This window comes from Streptomyces viridochromogenes DSM 40736, assembly GCF_000158955.1.
Classification (GTDB): domain Bacteria; phylum Actinomycetota; class Actinomycetes; order Streptomycetales; family Streptomycetaceae; genus Streptomyces; species Streptomyces venetus.
In genome coordinates this window covers 3,235,309-3,251,234 of record NZ_GG657757.1, presented here as the reverse complement: position 1 = coordinate 3,251,234, position 15,926 = coordinate 3,235,309, and the positions used below count along the sequence as shown (strand labels likewise).

General features: G+C 72.3%; 13 protein-coding genes and 2 pseudogenes. 8 read left to right on the top strand and 7 right to left on the bottom strand.

Annotated elements, in window-relative coordinates:
* Positions 1 to 98: 98 nt before the first annotated feature.
* The 5 genes from SSQG_RS14195 to SSQG_RS14175 all read right to left on the bottom strand — a co-directional run bounded on the left by SSQG_RS14195 (position 99) and on the right by SSQG_RS14175 (position 5,752).
* Positions 99 to 467, bottom strand: coding sequence for a hypothetical protein (locus SSQG_RS14195; RefSeq protein WP_003990464.1), 369 nt, complete (start codon positions 465 to 467; stop codon positions 99 to 101).
* Between the two features lie 342 nt (positions 468 to 809).
* Positions 810 to 2,144: an AAA family ATPase gene (locus tag SSQG_RS14190; RefSeq protein ID WP_003990463.1), complete on the bottom strand. Its 1,335-nt coding sequence runs from the start codon at positions 2,142 to 2,144 to the stop codon at positions 810 to 812.
* Positions 2,141 to 3,733, bottom strand: a complete 1,593-nt coding sequence (locus SSQG_RS14185; protein ID WP_003990462.1) for a hypothetical protein — start codon at positions 3,731 to 3,733, stop codon at positions 2,141 to 2,143. The genes SSQG_RS14190 and SSQG_RS14185 overlap by 4 nt, the downstream gene beginning before the upstream one ends.
* Positions 3,724 to 4,845 (bottom strand): hypothetical protein, encoded by a 1,122-nt coding sequence (locus tag SSQG_RS14180; RefSeq protein ID WP_039932678.1) that lies wholly within the window; start codon positions 4,843 to 4,845, stop codon positions 3,724 to 3,726. The genes SSQG_RS14185 and SSQG_RS14180 overlap by 10 nt, the downstream gene beginning before the upstream one ends.
* A complete protein-coding gene (locus SSQG_RS14175; RefSeq protein WP_003990460.1) occupies positions 4,796 to 5,752 on the bottom strand; it encodes a phosphatase PAP2 family protein in 957 nt (318 codons plus the stop codon). Before SSQG_RS14175 ends, SSQG_RS14180 begins: the two co-directional genes overlap by 50 nt.
* Positions 5,753 to 5,943: 191 nt before the next feature.
* Here SSQG_RS14175 and SSQG_RS14170 point away from each other — a divergent pair, with 191 nt between their 5' ends.
* Positions 5,944 to 6,537 carry a histidine phosphatase family protein gene (locus SSQG_RS14170; protein WP_003990459.1) on the top strand — a complete coding sequence of 198 codons (594 nt, stop codon included), beginning with the start codon at positions 5,944 to 5,946 and terminating at the stop codon, positions 6,535 to 6,537.
* A gap of 101 nt (positions 6,538 to 6,638) precedes the next feature.
* On the opposite strand, the pseudogene SSQG_RS14165 reads toward SSQG_RS14170, so the two are convergent.
* Positions 6,639 to 8,083 (bottom strand): annotated as a pseudogene (locus tag SSQG_RS14165) (hypothetical protein).
* A 296-nt stretch (positions 8,084 to 8,379) separates the two neighbouring features.
* Between SSQG_RS14165 and SSQG_RS14160 the strand changes: the two are divergent.
* On the top strand, positions 8,380 to 8,781 hold the full coding sequence (locus SSQG_RS14160) for a hypothetical protein (protein ID WP_208865645.1): 402 nt from the start codon (positions 8,380 to 8,382) through the stop codon (positions 8,779 to 8,781).
* A gap of 106 nt (positions 8,782 to 8,887) precedes the next feature.
* Positions 8,888 to 9,757: a spermidine synthase gene (locus SSQG_RS14155; RefSeq protein WP_003990456.1), complete on the top strand. Its 870-nt coding sequence runs from the start codon at positions 8,888 to 8,890 to the stop codon at positions 9,755 to 9,757.
* Between the two features lie 6 nt (positions 9,758 to 9,763).
* On the opposite strand, the gene SSQG_RS14150 is transcribed toward SSQG_RS14155, so the two are convergent.
* Entirely contained in the window at positions 9,764 to 10,270 is a 507-nt protein-coding gene (locus tag SSQG_RS14150; protein ID WP_003990455.1) for a hypothetical protein, read from the bottom strand.
* Positions 10,271 to 10,402: 132 nt separating this feature from the next.
* On the opposite strand from SSQG_RS14150, the pseudogene SSQG_RS14145 reads away from it, so the two are divergent.
* The 5 genes and pseudogenes from SSQG_RS14145 (at position 10,403) to SSQG_RS14125 (ending at position 15,843) form a co-directional block, all read left to right on the top strand.
* Positions 10,403 to 11,109, top strand: a pseudogene (locus tag SSQG_RS14145) (response regulator transcription factor).
* Positions 11,106 to 12,494: a sensor histidine kinase gene (locus SSQG_RS14140; RefSeq protein ID WP_003990453.1), complete on the top strand. Its 1,389-nt coding sequence runs from the start codon at positions 11,106 to 11,108 to the stop codon at positions 12,492 to 12,494. The pseudogene SSQG_RS14145 and the gene SSQG_RS14140 overlap by 4 nt, the downstream one beginning before the upstream one ends.
* Positions 12,495 to 12,671: 177 nt before the next feature.
* Positions 12,672 to 13,985: an ABC transporter substrate-binding protein gene (locus tag SSQG_RS14135; protein WP_003990452.1), complete on the top strand. Its 1,314-nt coding sequence runs from the start codon at positions 12,672 to 12,674 to the stop codon at positions 13,983 to 13,985.
* Positions 13,982 to 14,962, top strand: a complete 981-nt coding sequence (locus SSQG_RS14130; RefSeq protein ID WP_003990451.1) for a carbohydrate ABC transporter permease — start codon at positions 13,982 to 13,984, stop codon at positions 14,960 to 14,962. Before SSQG_RS14135 ends, SSQG_RS14130 begins: the two co-directional genes overlap by 4 nt.
* On the top strand, positions 14,959 to 15,843 hold the full coding sequence (locus SSQG_RS14125) for a carbohydrate ABC transporter permease (protein ID WP_003990450.1): 885 nt from the start codon (positions 14,959 to 14,961) through the stop codon (positions 15,841 to 15,843). Before SSQG_RS14130 ends, SSQG_RS14125 begins: the two co-directional genes overlap by 4 nt.
* The last annotated feature ends 83 nt before the right edge of the window (positions 15,844 to 15,926 follow it).

The window sequence follows — 15,926 nt, the reverse complement described above, 5'->3', positions numbered from 1 at the left end:
AGGGTTGCGGGAAATCGGGACAGGAGGGGGTGCGAGGGAGTATCTTGCCCGCCTGGCATATGCCACGTAGATCCGTAAGGGGCCGCAGCGGCCAGGTCTCACACCGGGTCGACGGGCCCCGGGCCCTCGCCGCCGCCGCGCAACAGGTCCCGACCGAACTCGACCATCTTCTTGGCATAGTCCTCGGTCCACTCGGCCCGCTCGGCGATGTCCGCCGCCGTCAGCCGGTCGAACCGCCGTGGATCGGCCAGCTGCGCCGCCGCCACCGCCTGGTACTCCACCGCCCGGTCCGCCGCGGCCCGGAACGCCAGCGTCAGCTCCGTCGCGCGGGCCAGCAGCGCGCGGGGGTCGTCGATCGACTCGAGGTCGAAGAAGTGCTCGGGGTCGGAGGCCGCCTCCGCGGGCTCGAAGAGCAGGGGCGCGGGGCGTAGCCGCGGTTCGTTCCGACGCGGCGTGGGCTCCGCCATGTCTTCTCCTCCTCGTACGTCGCGCTGACCCTCCCGGTGGAGTGGGCCACCGTCCATTGTCTCGCGGGCGCGCAAGTGGGCATCGCGGTAGTGGTACGTCTCTCCCACCACCCGGCGTTCGCCCACGAGCGGGTTACGGACGCCACACCAGTCGATGTTCGGCCAGATGCGGAGCGTCCCCGGAGCCGGCCGTATCAGGGCCGCCACACCACCCGGTGCTCCGCCAGATGCGCCAGCACCGCGTGGTTCGCCTCCCAGCCGTCAGGGCTGTGTTCGTCGGCCGTCTCCGGCGGCGTGCCGGCCTGCGGCCGGCGGTGGGGTGGGTGTGTTTGATGGGTGGGGTCATGGCCGCCAGGGGACCCGGTGCTCCGCCAGATGCGCCAGCACCGCGTGGTTCGCCTCCCAGCCGTCTGGGAACTTCACCACCGTCCCCAGCTGTACCGGTTCCGTCGACGGATAGTCGTCCAGGAGGTCGCTCACGCCTGCCCGGCAGACCACGATGCAGGCGTGCCGGTGGCGGGAGGCCAGGACGCAGAGGCGGCCCGTCTCCAGGTGGAAGGCGGTGGCGTCGGGGCGGCCGGAGAGGGGGTGGAGGACGACCGTGACGTCGTACTCGCGGCCCTGGAGCCGGTTCGCCGTGTCCACGACCACGTCGGTCACGCCGAGCTCGGACAGCGCCGCCCGTACCGCCGCCGCCTGGTCCCGGTGAGCCGTGCCCACGGCGACCCGGTCGGCGGTCAGGGGCGACGGGTCCGGCGAGCGTTCCGACGTCGCCGCGCCGCCCCGGTCCAGCAGGCGTCTCACCACCGTCGCCACCGCCCGTACCGCCTCCGGGTCCGTGCGCGGGGTGTGCCGCGCGGGCAGCTCCAGCAGGCCCCAGCCCGACACGGCCGCCTCGTCGATCACCCGGTCGGGGCCCGAGCCGTCCGACGGCACGGCGAAGGACAGGCCGCGGTCGCCGGGGCCGGTGCCGCTGCGGAACGGCGTGTACGGGTAGAACGCGTCCGAGACCAGGGGCGCCGCGGACGCCGGGAGCCGCCAGGAGACCGGCAGGCGGTGCTGCGGCAGGTCCGGGTTGTGCGCGAGCAGCGTCGTGACCGCCGAGGCCGACGGGTCGTACGCGAGGCCCGCCCACTGCTCGCTGCCCACGATCGAGAACGGGTCCAGCTGCCCCGGGTCGCCCACGAACAGCGCCCGCTCGAACAGCCCGGCCACCGCGAGCAGCGCGTCCGAGCGCATCTGGTACGCCTCGTCGACGATCGCGTGCCGCCACGGCTCGTCGACCTTGACGTGTCCCCACTTCGCCGCGGTCGAGATCACCACGGCCAGCCCGGCGAGGTCGGCCGCCTTCGCCGACTTGCGGACGTTCCCCAGATCGTCGAGCGCCTTGTCGTACGGGTCGGCGTCACTGCTGTGCAGCCGTCCCACCGGCAGCTCGGGGTTCTTCTCGGCGAGCCGCAGGACGAGGTCGTCGACCTGGGCGTTGGTCTGCGCGACCACCATCAACGGGTGGCCGGCCTCGGCCAGTTCCAGGGCGGCGCGGACGACGAGCGTGGACTTGCCGGCGCCGGGCGGTGAGTCCACGACGACACCGCGCGCCGTGCCGTGCAGCGTGTCGTGGAGGATCGCGTCGGTGGCCCGTCCCGCGGCGGCGGACGGATCGAAGACGGTCGTCACAGCAGGTCCTCCTCGGTCACCGGGTCGGCCGTCTCCAAGGTCGCCTCACCGGGCGGCCCGCCGTGCGTCCACGGCGTCTCCTCCGGGTCGGGCAGCTTCGCGCCGCCCCGCTGCTCGTGCTCGAAGAGCGTGAAGCAGACGCGGTCGCCCTTCTCCGGCACCGACCCCGGCTCGGGCTCCTTGCCGCGTCCCATCTTGTCGAGGACCCGCAGCACCACGTACGCGCCGTCCTCCTCGTCCGCGACGAACTCCGCCGACTGCGGCTTCCCGCCCAGCGACCGGTACACCTTCGTCCGCTCCCCGAGATGCGGCCGGTCGTCCGTGCGGATGGTGACCAGAGGGCGCGGGCTGGGCCGCTTGCCCTCGCTGTACGCCATCACGACGTCGGTGACCTCGCCCGCGAACGCCTCCCCGGACAGCCGCCGTCCCGCCATCACCAGCGGGTCGTCGAGAGCCTCCTGCGCCTCCAGCCGGGCCTGCTCGCGCTCGCGTGTGGCGAGCTTGTTCGCGGCAGTGACCGCGTCGTCGCGGCGCGGCTGCGGGGGCTCGCCGGCCAGGACCCGGTCGCGGTGGCCGGTGAAAGACCAGCGGTCGCGGGTCCACCGCTCCTCGACGTGCGCCCCCTCGGGCAGCTCCCGCAGCAGGTCCAGACCCCGCCAGACCGCGTCCCAGGTGGGCCGGGTGCGGCTGAGCACCAGGTCGCGGATCTCCCGCTCGGCGGCGGTCAGCACACCGAACCGGTCGTCGGCCTGCAGACCGTCCTCCGCCGAGGCGAGGGCCGTGCGGGCACGGTCGTAGCGCTCGATGGCCGGGGCGAGCAACTTGTTGTCGAACGCCGGGTCGGTGGCGGGCCCGGCCGGGGGACAGGTCAGCTGGCCCCGCTCGTCCCGCTCCAGCTCCGCCCGCAGCGCCGCCTCGGCGCCGGAGGCACCCTCCGGCGGATCGATCCAGGCGAGCAGCGCCCCGAGGTGCTGGTCCTCCAGCGTGGACTGCCCCGTCGCCCAGTGCCGGCCGAGGACGTCGGTCATGGCCAGCAGCAGCGAGGAGCCGGGCACCCGGGCCCGCTCCCCGAAGTGCGTCAACCACCGTCCGAGCAACGGCACCCGCGGCGGCGCCGGGTACGGGGCCTCCGGGTCCTGCTCGGCCGTACGCCGGAAGCGCGTGGAGCGCCCGAGCAGCCGCACCAGGTCGATGCCCGCCCTGCTCGGCACGATCAGCTGCGGGGCGTCCGCGCACAGGTCGACCTCGACCTTGACCCGCTTGCCCGTCTCCGGGTCGGTCTCGGTGCGCTCGGCGGCCTCCACGACCTCGGCGTGCGCGTCGACGTACGGCAGCACCACATCGGCCAGTTCGGCCAGGAACGCGAACCTGAGGTCGCGGTCGCGGGGCTGCGGGACGGCCAGCAGCCGCGGCGCGTCCGGGTCGGTGCCGACCAGCGCGCCGAGCGGCGCCCCGGCCTCACCGGCCGTGATCAGCGGCACGAACACCAGCGGGCGGCCGGAGAGATGCCGGTGCCGGACGGTGGCGGCGGGCTGGGCGCGGCCCGTGCTGACCGCCTCGAGCCGGGCCAGGGTGGAGATCAGCGACACGCCGCCTCCAGTGCCTCAGCACGCAGGGCCGCCGCCCGCCGCAGGGCCGCCACGGCGGGATCGGAGGGGTCCCCCGTCTCGCCCCGGGCGGCGGCGAGGACGTCCTCCACGGTCGACAGCCCGCCCAGCTCCGCCCGCACCGGGCGGCCCAGCGAGGTCACCGCCCCCGCCTCACGGGACCTGGTGCGGCAGTGGAAGGCCAGCTCGCACGTGGACAGGCACTCCGGCGCGTACGCCGCCGGCACCGACTCCACGGCGGCCGTGAGCTCCTCGCCGGGCAGCTCGGGGGAGAAGCACGTGCCCTCGGGGAGCTCCTCCGCGATGTCCTCGATGCGGGTGAGACGCGCCAGCTGACGGGCCGTCACCGCACGCTGCTTACGGATGTCGACGGCGGACGCCGCCGGCAGATTGGAGAAGTCCCGGGGGCAGACGAGCAGGATCCGGTGCCGCACGCGCGGGGAGGACTCCAGCCGGGCCGCGACCTCCTCCAGCGCCAGCACGTACACCGCCGCCTGCCGGGCCGCCGCCCCGACCTTCGCCGGGTCCGCCGAACCGTCCAGCAGCGGGAAGGACTTGATCTCGACCACGGTCCAGCTGCCGTCCGGATGCACCACCACCGCGTCCGGTTCGAGGAACGCCGGGGAGCCCGCGACGTCCAGCGCGAGCATCGGGTGGTCCAGCAGCGTCCACGCCCCCGAGCGCTCGGTGGCCTCCCGCAGCTCCAGCTCCGTACGGGCCGTACGCCCCTGGGGTCCGCTCGCCGTCAGGTCGGGCACGCGCGCCTCGGCGGGCGGCTCGGCCGCCCGGTCCAGCTTCTCGTGCACCAGCCGCAGCAGCTCCGCACCGCCGTCGGCCTTCACCTTCGCCTCGAACGCGTTGCCCCGCGTGAGCGCGAACTGCGACTGCCCGAAGACCGAAGGCGAGCCCAGCGCGCTCGCCAGGTCCGCCTTGTTCACCCCGGCGCCGTCGAGGATCGCGCGCCGCGCACAACCGGGGTTGGCGGCGAGAGCCGCCAGTGCGCGCGCGTCCAGTGCCTTCGCGGGTACGTCCGGGCCGCGCAGCTCAGCGAGCCGCTGCCGGAGCGCCGTCCCCCGCGTCCTTGGGAGAGGCACCCCCGGCCTCGGCTCCCGCTCCGAGCCGCGACTCACGCTGCCGTGGAATTCGCTCACCCGCGGAAGTCTGGCATCCGGCACTGACAATCGAGGAACCCGCGGCGGAAGAGCCCGCCGTGACCGGCGTGACAGGCGGCACGAACCGCGCCCTGACCCGGTCCGCCGCGCGCGTCACGAACGGTGCCAGCAGCAGCCCGGCGCCCATGACGGCCGCGCCCGCGACCGCGTCGAGGAAGTAGTGGTTGGCGGTGCCCATCACCACGATCGTGGTGATCAGCGGGTAGGCGACACCGGCCGCCTTCGCCGCCCGCGTGCCGCCGTAGCGCCACAGCATCACGCCGCACCACAGGGACCAGCCCACGTGCAGACTCGGCATGGCCGCGTACTGGTTGGTCATGTCCCCCATGCCCCGCGGGGCGCTCGCCGCGCCGCCCCACCAGCCGTACGAGCTGTACTGCGCCATCGTGTCCACGAAGCCGTGACTCGCGTCGAGGAGCCGGGGCGGACAGGTCGGCATCAGCGTGAAACCGACCAGGCCGATGAGGGTGGACGTCATCAGCCAGGTGCGCGCGGCGCGATAACGCACCGCGCGTGAACGGAAGAGCCAGACGAGGATCACCGGCGTGACGAGGTAGTGCAGCGACGCGTACCAGAAGTCCGCCGGTATGCCTATCCAGGCCTCGCGCGTGAAGAGACGGTTGAGCGGGTGCTCGAAGTTGAGGTACAGCGCCTTCTCGATGCGCAGGAGCGCCAGACCGTTGTCGACCGCGCCGGAGACGTCGCCCCGGGCGAGGAGCCGGCCCGCCGTGTAGAACGCGTACACCAGCAGGATCAGCGGCAGCTCGGTCCACCAGCGCAGCCGGGGCGCAGGGGCCGCCTCGGTGCCCGGTGTCTCGGTGTGCGGCATCCGATCGCCCTCCCCCTTGGTCTTCACGCGGCTCCCGCCTGGCCGGTCGTGCCACCTTACGGCGTATGTGCGCGCCCTGGGGGCGCCCTCCGGCCCTCAAAGACGCAGAGATCGCCCCCCGGGTTGCCCACGACCAGCGTGCGCGATGATGGAGGCGTTCCGCTTGCGTTTTTCTCCCGGAAAGGTTCCCCATGGCTCCGCGCATCCTGCTGGCCCGCCACGGCCAGACGGAGTGGTCGCTGTCCGGCAAGCACACCGGCAGGACCGATGTACCCCTCCTGGAGGAGGGCAGGCGCGGAGCCAAGCTGCTGGGCGAGCGCCTGCACCGGGCGCCCTACGACGGCCTGCCCGGCGTCGAGGTGCGGACCAGCCCGCTGGCACGCGCGCGTGAGACCTGCGAACTGGCCGGCTTCGGTGACCGCGCGCGCACCTGGGACGCGTTGCTGGAGTGGGACTACGGGGCGTACGAGGGCATGACCCCGGCGGACATCCAGGCCGTCCGGCCCGGCTGGCTCATCTGGCGCGACGGTGTCCCCGAGGGCGAGACCCTCGCGGAGGTCACGGCCCGTGCGGACGAGGTGGTCTCCTGGGCCCGCTCCGAGGACCGTGACGTCCTGGTCTTCGCCCACGGGCACGTCCTGCGCTCCCTGGGGGCGCGGTGGCTCGGCCTGCCGATCGACTTCGCGGCGCGGATACGGCTGAACCCGACGTCGTTGTCGGTCCTGGGATGGGCCTACGGCGAGCCGGCGATCGAGAGCTGGAACGACTTGGGGCACTTGGCGTAGCTGCTGAGCCGCCTAGCTGCGGGCAGTCGTGCCGCTAAGGGCGGCACGGGTGGGCGCAGCGGCACCCCGCAGCGCCGGGCTGCGCAACGCCCCACCCGGGCTCACGTCACCCGTGGCACGGACGCATGCCTCTCCAAGAACGCCGACACCCCCGACGCCCGCCGATGCGGCGCCAGCACCCGCACCGTGGTCGCCAGCATCGTCTGGATCCGGGACGACTGCACCTCCTCCAGCAGATCCAGCACCCGCATCCCCGCCACGGCCGCCTCGTCCGGCCGCCCACCTCGCGCGAGATCGTCCGCCAGCTCCGCCGTGTACAGCGCGATGTTCCGAGTGAAGTGCGGATCCTGCAGCTCCGCCGCCCGCCGCGCGTGCCGTGCCGCACGCCGCCAGTCGCCGAGCGTGGACCAGCACTGCGCCTCCAGCCCCTCCAGTTCGGCCTCACCGTAGAAGGACATCCACTCGGGATCGGCGTCCGAGGGGCCCCGTTCGAAGAGGGCCTGGGCCCGGGCCAGAGCCTGTTCGCAGCCGACGCGGTCGGCGAGGCCCGCCCAGCCGCCCGCCTCGCGCAGCGCGAGCAGCGACATCAGCCGGGCCGACCCCACCGGCCGGGCGACGCGCTGGGCGGCCTGGGCGGCCCGGACCGCCTCGCGCGGCCGGCCCGCGTCGCGCGCGAGGAACGCCGTGTTGCAGAAGGCGTGCGCCTCCAGGCCCGATCGCCGTCATCGGCGTCGCCAGCGCTCGCGTAATGGGAGCGGGCGTCGTCGATCGCCAGAGTCGTGGGCCAGCCAGCCCACGTGTTGATGGCCAGTTCACCGGCGCCCGAGTAGAGCCGGTCCGCCGTGGTCTGCCGGGTCGTGCCGGCGTCCAGCAGGGCGTAGGCGGCGCGCAGCGGGGCCGCCGCCCGGCGGTAGAGGCCGTCGGCGCCGTGCCGGTCGTCGAGCAGCCGGATGCGGCGGACGGCTTCTTCCAGGGCGCCCGCGTCACTCGCCCCGGCGCGGCGCACGGGGCGTTGCGCCGCCGAGGCGTCGCGGGCGAGGCCGACGGGCCCCAGCGAGGCGGCGGCCACCGTGGCGCCCCCGCGGGTCATGAACGCGCGACGTAGCACGTCGCTCTCCTCGTAGGTGTCGTGCGGGTGGTGCGGGTCGTACGGGTTCTGCGTTTCATACGGCTCGCACGCCCCGCTGGTCTCACTCGTGGCGTTCGCCGGGTTCGCGGTGCGCGTCGCAGGCGTGTCCTCGGTGTCGCGCGCCCGGCGTCCGCGCACCGACGAGCGAGGCGCGAACCCCAGGTCGGTGAGCGTGCGGCCCGGGAACATGTGCCGGAACACCCGTTCGTAGGCGTAGTTGGGACAGCGGATCTCACCCGCCTCGACCCTGCCGATGTACCGCGCGTCACAGCTGACCTGCTCGCCGATCTCGAGACCGGCCCGGCGGATTGCCGCGGCGAACTCGGCCGGCGAGCGCTGTCCGCGCAGTTGCCGGAAGGCGAGGTTCGGCCGTGGTGGCCGGTGGGGCTGAGACGAGGTCACCGTTGACGACGCCATGGCCGGGTCCTCTCGTGCGAACCGTCGAACCATGCCGGGTTCGGGGCAGGTTGTACGTGTTGTCCGTATGGTCTGCCCTGTATCCGGCGGGCAAGAACGTACCTGCTGTGCCGGAGTCGCCACGCTGCGTTTGGCTACAAACCGGATATCTCATCCGTGATCTGCCATGAAGTGCCATCCTTTGTGGCTGACTTCTCCCGTAGCCCTTGACGCCCTGCCGCGTTGAACCCCGCGGACCGGGAGGCCCCCGACTCCCGACCGCTCGTCCAGACAGGGGTTCCGTGGTGGAGGCCGGGATGGAGACCAGCCGGATCAACGATCCTCATACGCCGCCGAGTACGCCGGCGGCCGGCTGCGACGTGGTCACGGTGCCGGCCCGGCAGGGGCTGGAGGCGGTCGACATCCTGCGGCGCGGGACCGGTGAGGCGGTCGGCCCCGTGCTGCATGACGACGGCGGTGACACACTCGGCTTCCTGGTGCCGCCGGGGACGGCCGCGGCGTGGGACGTGCCGGGGAGCACCTGCACGGAGACCGACGGCCGCGGACTGGTCCTGGACCTGGCCCCCGAACCCCCGGTGGCGGGCTCGGACTGGCTGCTGCCGCCCGGCGAGGCGGACCTCGCGACGGATCCCGCGGTGCTGCGCAAGGCCCTGGGGGAGGCCGCCCGGATGATCAAGGCGGCGGACAGCTGCCGCTGAAGCGACCGGACCGTACGCCGCCGCGACCGCAGCAGCGTCAGCCGCCGCGGCCGCCCGAGCATAGGAGCGTACGTCCTGCTTAGCCGCTCACCCCGATAATGACCCCATGGGAAAGTCCAGGAGCGGGCGGCGCAGGCAGGCCGGTGCGGAAGCCGTCGTCGAAAGCGTCGACGGCGGCCTGGCCGAGCTGATCCCCGACCGTGATCGGGCCCGGGCCTGGACCCTGCTGATCGACGGAGCCCCGCAGTCGCACGTCGACCTGGACGACCCGGCCTACCTGTCCTTCGAGTACCAGCGCCGCCTCGGGCACGTCATCGACCTCGTCGCCCCGCCGGGCCGGCCGGTGCACGCCGTGCACCTCGGAGGCGGCGCGCTCACCCTCGCGCGGTACGTCGCCGCCACCCGCCCCCGCTCCACCCAGCAGGTCGTCGAGCGGGACGCCCCCCTCGTGCAACTGGTCCGCCGGGAGCTGCCAATGGATGCCAACAGCCGGGTCAGGGTGCGGTCCGTCGATGCCCGCGAGGGGCTCGCCAAGGTGCCGGACGGCTGGGCCGACCTCGTCATCGCCGATGTCTTCAGCGGGGCCCGGACACCGGCGCACCTGACCTCGACCGAGTTCCTCGACGACGTACGCAGGGCGCTGAAGCCCGGCGGCGTCTACACCGCCAACCTCGCCGACGGGCCGCCGCTCGCCCACCTGCGCGGCCAGATCGCCACCGCCGCCGCCCGATTCGAGGAGCTCGCGCTGGTCGCCGACCCGACGGTGCTGCGCGGCAAGCGCTTCGGGAACGCCGTCCTGGTCGCCTCCGACCACCCGCTGCCCGTCGCCGAACTGACCCGCCGCGCCGCCTCCGACCCGCATCCCGGCCGGGTCGAGCACGGCAGGACGCTCACCGACTTCACCGGCGGGGCCGTACCCGTCACGGACACCGCGGCGGTGGCGTCCCCGGCGCCGCCCGCCTCGGTGTTCAGATGACGGCACTCAGTAGGTCCCGATCTCCACGCGCGGCGGGCCGTCGTGCCAGGTGCAGAAGACCGACACCCGGTCCGCGCCCGAGGCGAACTCCACGCGGATCCACGACTCCGTCTTCCACACCTGCATCGACCAGCCCGAAGCCGGGGTCGCCGAGACGAGGGAGGCGGCGGCCGGACCGAGGTCGAACACCGCCCGGCCCCCGTCGGTGTCGTAGCTCCTGACCTGACCGGTGGGGGAGGGGCTGGGCCTGTGCGGCTTCGTAGGGGCGGGACTCGGGTTGGGGGGCGTGGGCGGGGTCGCGCTCGGCTTCCGCGGCGCCGGACTCGCCCGCCGCGTCGGCGGCGCCAGCGCCTTCGACTCCTGCCGGGCCGCGTCGGCCGCCTTGACCGGCAGGGCGCGCGGCGGGTCGTAGGCCGTGCCCGCCATCACCGTGTGCACACCCCACCACGACAGCGTGACCGCCGCGCCCGTGGCGAGCAGCCAGGCCAGTACGTGAACGAGTCCTCTGCGCATCGCCGGCCATACTGCCCCACGCGTCCCATGACGTGTCCACCAACAGCAGTCTGACAAGGCTGGGTTGTCCACAGCCGAGGAGTTGTCCACAGCCCCGCACCCGCTTGTTCGAGATGGCGTACGGTGCGGCGCATGGCAAGTGTGCTCGTGGTCGAGGACGACCAGTTCGTACGCTCCGCGCTCATCCGGCACCTGACCGACGCCTCGCACACCGTGCGCAGCGTCGGGACGGCGCTGGAGGCGCTGCGCGAGGTCGCCCACTTCCGCTTCGACGTGGTGATCCTGGACCTCGGACTGCCCGACCTCGACGGGTCCGAGGCCCTGAAGATGCTGCGCGGGATCACGGACGTCCCGGTCATCGTCGCCACGGCCCGGGACGACGAGGGAGAGATCGTGCGGCTGCTGAACGCGGGCGCGGACGACTACCTGACCAAGCCGTTCTCGGTCGAGCACCTGTCGGCCCGCATGGCCGCCGTGCTGCGCCGCGCCCGCTCCGGCGCGCCGGAGGGGGAGCCGTCCCCGGTGATCCGGGTCGGCGGCCTGAGCGTCGACCCGCTGCGCCGGCAGGCCGAGCTGGACGGCGCGCGGCTCGACCTCACCCGCCGCGAGTTCGACCTGCTCGCCTTTCCTCGCCCGGCGGCCCGGGTGTCGTCGTCCCCCGCAAGGAGCTGCTCGCCGAGGTGTGGCAGCAGTCGTACGGCGACGACCAGACCATCGACGTCCATCTGTCCTGGCTGCGCAGGAAACTGGGCGAGACGGCCGCCAACCCGCGCTATCTGCACACCCTTCGGGGCGTCGGAGTGAAACTCGAACCGCCGGGGGCGGAGGCGCCGCGATGAGGTGGGCCCTGGTCAAGGTGTCGCTGGCGGTGACCACCATGGTGGTGCTCGCCTTCGCGGTGCCGCTCGGGCTCGTCATCCGCGAGCTGGCCCGGGACCGTGCCTTCTCCAGTGCCGAGCGGGAGGCCGCGGCCGTCGCCCCGGCCCTGTCCATCACCACCGACCGCGACCAGCTCGAACGGGTCGTCGCCTCCGCCGGTTCCGACTCCGGGATGGCCGTGCACATACCGGCGGGCGACGGCCAGGAGGCCCTCGAACTCGGGCGGCAGCGCGCCGCCGACGAGGACATCGCGGCCGTGCGGAAACTGGGCCGGGCCTCCACCACCGGCGTCGTGGGCGGCTCGACGCTGCTCCAGCCGGTCGCGCTCAGCACCGGCGAGATCGCGGTCGTCGAGGTGTACGTGCCGGAGTCCGAGGTCACCAACGGCGTGGGCACGGCCTGGGCGGTGCTCGCCGCGGTCGGTGTCGCGCTGGTCCTCGGCTCGGTCGCGGTCGCCGACCGGCTAGGTGTCCGGATGGTCCGGCCCGCCAAGCGCCTGGTGGAGGGGGCGCAGGAACTCGGGGAGGGCAAGCTCGGGGCGCGCGTGGCCGAGGAGGGCCCGACCGAACTGCGGCTCGCGGCGGTCGCGTTCAACTCGATGGCCGACCAGGTCGTCCAACTGCTGGCGAACGAGCGGGAGCTGGCGGCCGACCTGTCCCACCGGCTGCGCACGCCCCTGACCGTGCTGCGGCTCAACACCGCCTCGCTCGGCGAGGGACCGGCCGCCGACCAGACCCGGACCGCGGTCGAGCAGCTGGAGCGCGAGGTCGACACCATCATCCGTACGGCCCGGGAGGCCAAGCCGCAGACGGCCGCGGCCGGGCCGGGCGCCGGGTGCGACGCGGCCGAGGTGGTCCGGGAGCGGATGGCGTTCTGGTCGGCGCTCGCGGAGGACGAGGGCCGAAAGTGGCGGGTGGCCGGGGCCGACCGGCCGGTGCGCATACCCGTGGCCCGCGCCGACCTGGCCGCCGCGCTCGACGCGCTGCTCGGCAACGTCTTCCGGCACACCCCGGAGGGCACGGCCTTCGCGGTCGACGTGCACAACGGCGAGGACGCGGTGATCGTCCTCGTCTCGGACGCGGGCCCCGGCATACCCGACCCGGATGCGGCGATGGCACGGGGCCGCGGCTCCGGAAGCGACGGCTCGACCGGGCTGGGCCTGGACATCGTGCGCCGGCTCGCGGAGTCGACCGGCGGGGACGTCCGCATCGGCTCCTCGGTGCTCGGCGGGACCGAGGTGCGGATCTGGATCCAGCCGGCCGGCAGGCCGCCGGTGAGCAGAGGGCACCGGCAGTTGCGGCGACGGCGGACGGGCAGGCTGGCCGCCGCCTTCAAACCGCACTGATCCCGCCGTACCCGCGGGTCGGTCACGTTTCGACAAATGAAGTCGACGGCTCTTGACGCATGACCTGACACACGGCTGTTATTGCGCCACCGTGTTCGGTCAAGTTGATTTCTGGTCGATTGCGACCAGGTTTCACGCCACTCCCCCGTGGCCGAACCCTGCCCCCAGGAGCCGATCATGCACGACCTCTCCCCCTCCGGACTGTCCCTCCCCGCCCCCAGCCGCCGCGCCCTCCTGCGCGGCGTGGGCGGCGCGGCCCTCCTCGGCGCCGGCATACCCCTGCTGAGCGCCTGCGGCGGCAGCGGCACGGCCGCCGACCCAAAGACGGTCACGCTCGGCTCCAACTCCTCGGACGCGGTGCCGAAGAAGGCGTTCGCCGAGATCTACGCCGCCTTCACCAAGAAGTCCGGCATCAAGGTCGACGTGAACACCAAGGACCACAACACGTTCCAGGAGCAGATCAACTCCTACCTGCAGGGCACGCCCGACGACGTGTTCACCTGGTTCGCCGGCTACCGGATGCAGTTCTTCGCGGCGAAGAAGCTCGCCTCCCCGATCGACGACGTGTGGCAGAAGATCGGCGGGGACTTCCCCGACGCGATGAAGAAGCTCAGCAAGGGCGAGGACGGCAAGTACTACTTCGTGCCGCTGTACACGTACCCGTGGGCGGTCTTCTACCGCAAGAGCGTCTTCGCACAGCACGGCTACGAGGTCCCCACCACCTGGGACGACTTCGTCGCCCTGTGCAAGCGGATGCGCAAGGACGGGCTGGTCCCGATCGCCTTCGGCGACAAGGACGCCTGGCCCGCCATGGGCACCTTCGACCAGATCAACTTCCGCACCAACGGCTACGACTTCCACGTCGAGCTGATGGCGGGCAAGGCCTCCTGGACCGACGCCAAGGTGCGCAAGGTCTTCGACCACTGGACGGAGATCCTCCCGTACCACCAGGACGGCGCGGTGGGCCGCACCTGGCAGGACGCGGCGCAGACCCTGGTGGCGAAGAAGGCCGGCATGTACGTGCTGGGCACCTTCGTCGGCCAGCAGTTCACGAACAAGGCCGACCTGGACGATCTTGACTTCTTCGCCTTCCCGGAGATCGACCCGCAGTTCGGGCAGGACACCGTCGAGGCGCCCACCGACGGCTTCATGCTCTCCAAGGCCCCGAAGAACCGCGACGGTGCCGTCAAGCTCCTGGAGTACCTGGGCACCCCCGAGGCCGAGCAGATCTACCTCAAGGCCGACTCGAGCGTGGTGGCCGCCTCCACCAAGGCCGACACCTCCTCCTACACCGCGCTCCAGAAGAAGTCCTTCGAGATGATCTCCAGCGCCAAGAGCCTGACGCAGTTCATGGACCGCGACTCCCGCCCGGACTTCACCTCCACGGTGATGCAGCCCGCGCTGCAGAACTTCATCCGCAACCCCAAGAACGTCGACAGCATCCTCTCGTCGATCGAGCGCCAGAAGAAGACGATCTTCGCGTCCGCATGAGCACCGACACCACGAAGTCCCCGCAGACGGCGCCCCTCGTGCCGCCTGCGGGCACCGCATCCGTCAAGAAGCGCCCCGCGCACGGCCACGGCCGCCTGCTGACCCGCCGCGACCGGATCACGCTCGCCCTGATGGCGGGCGTGCCGACGATCCTGCACGTCGCCCTGGTGTGGCTGACCGCGCTGGCCTCCATCGCGCTGGCCTTCACCACCTGGGACGGCATCGGCTTCGACTCCATCACGTGGGTCGGCCTGCAGAACTTCCGGGAACTGTTCACCAGCAACCCGCAGTTCTGGCCCGCCGTCGAGCACAACGTCATCTGGTTCGTCGTGCTCATCCTGCTGCCCACGCCCTTCGGCCTGTTCCTGGCCGTGCAGTTGGACAAGCGGATCCGCTTCAGCCGCGTCTACCAGACCGCGTTCTTCCTGCCGGTCGTGGTGTCGCTCGCGGTCACCGGCTTCGTCTGGCAGCTCGTCTACAACCCCGACACGGGGCTGATCAACAGCCTCATCGGAGCCAACAAGCCCGGCCACTACATCGACTGGATCGGCAACCCGGACCTCAACCTGTGGGCCGTCCTGGTCGCCGCCTCCTGGCGGCACGCCGGCTACATGATGATCCTCTACCTGGCCGGGCTGAAGAGCGTCGACCCGTCCCTGCGCGAGGCCTGCGCGCTGGACGGCGCGAGCGAGTGGCAGACGTTCAAGAACGTCATCTTCCCGACCCTGCGCCCGACCAACACCGTCGTCCTGGTCGTCACGATCATCGAGGCGCTGCGCGCCTTCGACCTGGTCTTCGTCTTCAACAAGGGCGCCCAGGGGACCGAACTGCTGTCGATCCTGGTGACCAACAACATCATCGGTGAGTCCAGCCGCATCGGATACGGCTCGGCCATCGCGGTCGTCCTGCTGGTGATCTCGCTCGCCGTGATCATCCCGTACCTGATCGCGACCTTCCGGAAGGAGCGGCGCGCATGAGCCACGCCCTGGCGAGCAGGCGGCGCACCCCCGTCCGCCCCGCCCGGATCCTGCTGCACACCTTCCTCGTCGTCACGGCCCTGGCCTGGCTCGCCCCGCTGCTGTGGGCCCTGCTCGCGGCCATGCGCCCGTACTCCGAGACCAGCACCAAGGGCTACGTCTCCTGGCCCGACACACTGAGCCTCGACAACTTCACGAACGCCTTCCAGCAGTCCAACATGCTGCACTACCTCGGCAACACGCTGATCATCGCCGTGCCTGCCGTGCTGCTGACGCTGCTGCTGTCGTCGATGGTCGCCTTCTACGTCAGCCGCTTCGACTTCCGGCTCAACCTCGCACTGCTGCTGGTCTTCACGGCCGGCAACCTGCTGCCCCAGCAGGTCATCATCACCCCGCTGTACCGGCTGTACCTGCTCATCGACCTGCCCGGCGTCACCATGAGCGGCAAGCTCTACGACTCCGCCCTCGGCCTGGTCCTGATCCACGTGGCGTTCCAGTCCGGCTTCTGCGCCTTCGTGCTCAGCAACTACATGCGCTCGCTGCCGCACGAGCTGACCGAGGCCGCCCTGGTCGACGGCGCCTCCGTGTGGCGCCTCTACTGGCAGATCGTGCTGCCGCTGTGCAAGCCCGCGATGGCCGCCCTCGCCACCCTCCTGTCCATCTGGATCTACAACGACTTCTTCTGGGCCATCGTCCTGATCTCCACCGGTGAGAACATGCCGATCACCTCGGCGCTGAACAACCTCTCCGGCCAGTACTTCACCGACCCCAACCTGGTCGCCGCCGGCGCCCTGCTCACCGCGATCCCGACCCTGATCGTGTACTTCGTGCTCCAGCGGCAGTTCGTCAGCGGCCTGACACTGGGCGCCAACAAGGGCTGAGCCCGGACTTCGAGACCCTCGCCTCGGGTCACCCACCGGGGGCGCGGCACTCCCCTAAGCGTGCCGCGCCCCCGTCCCCCGCC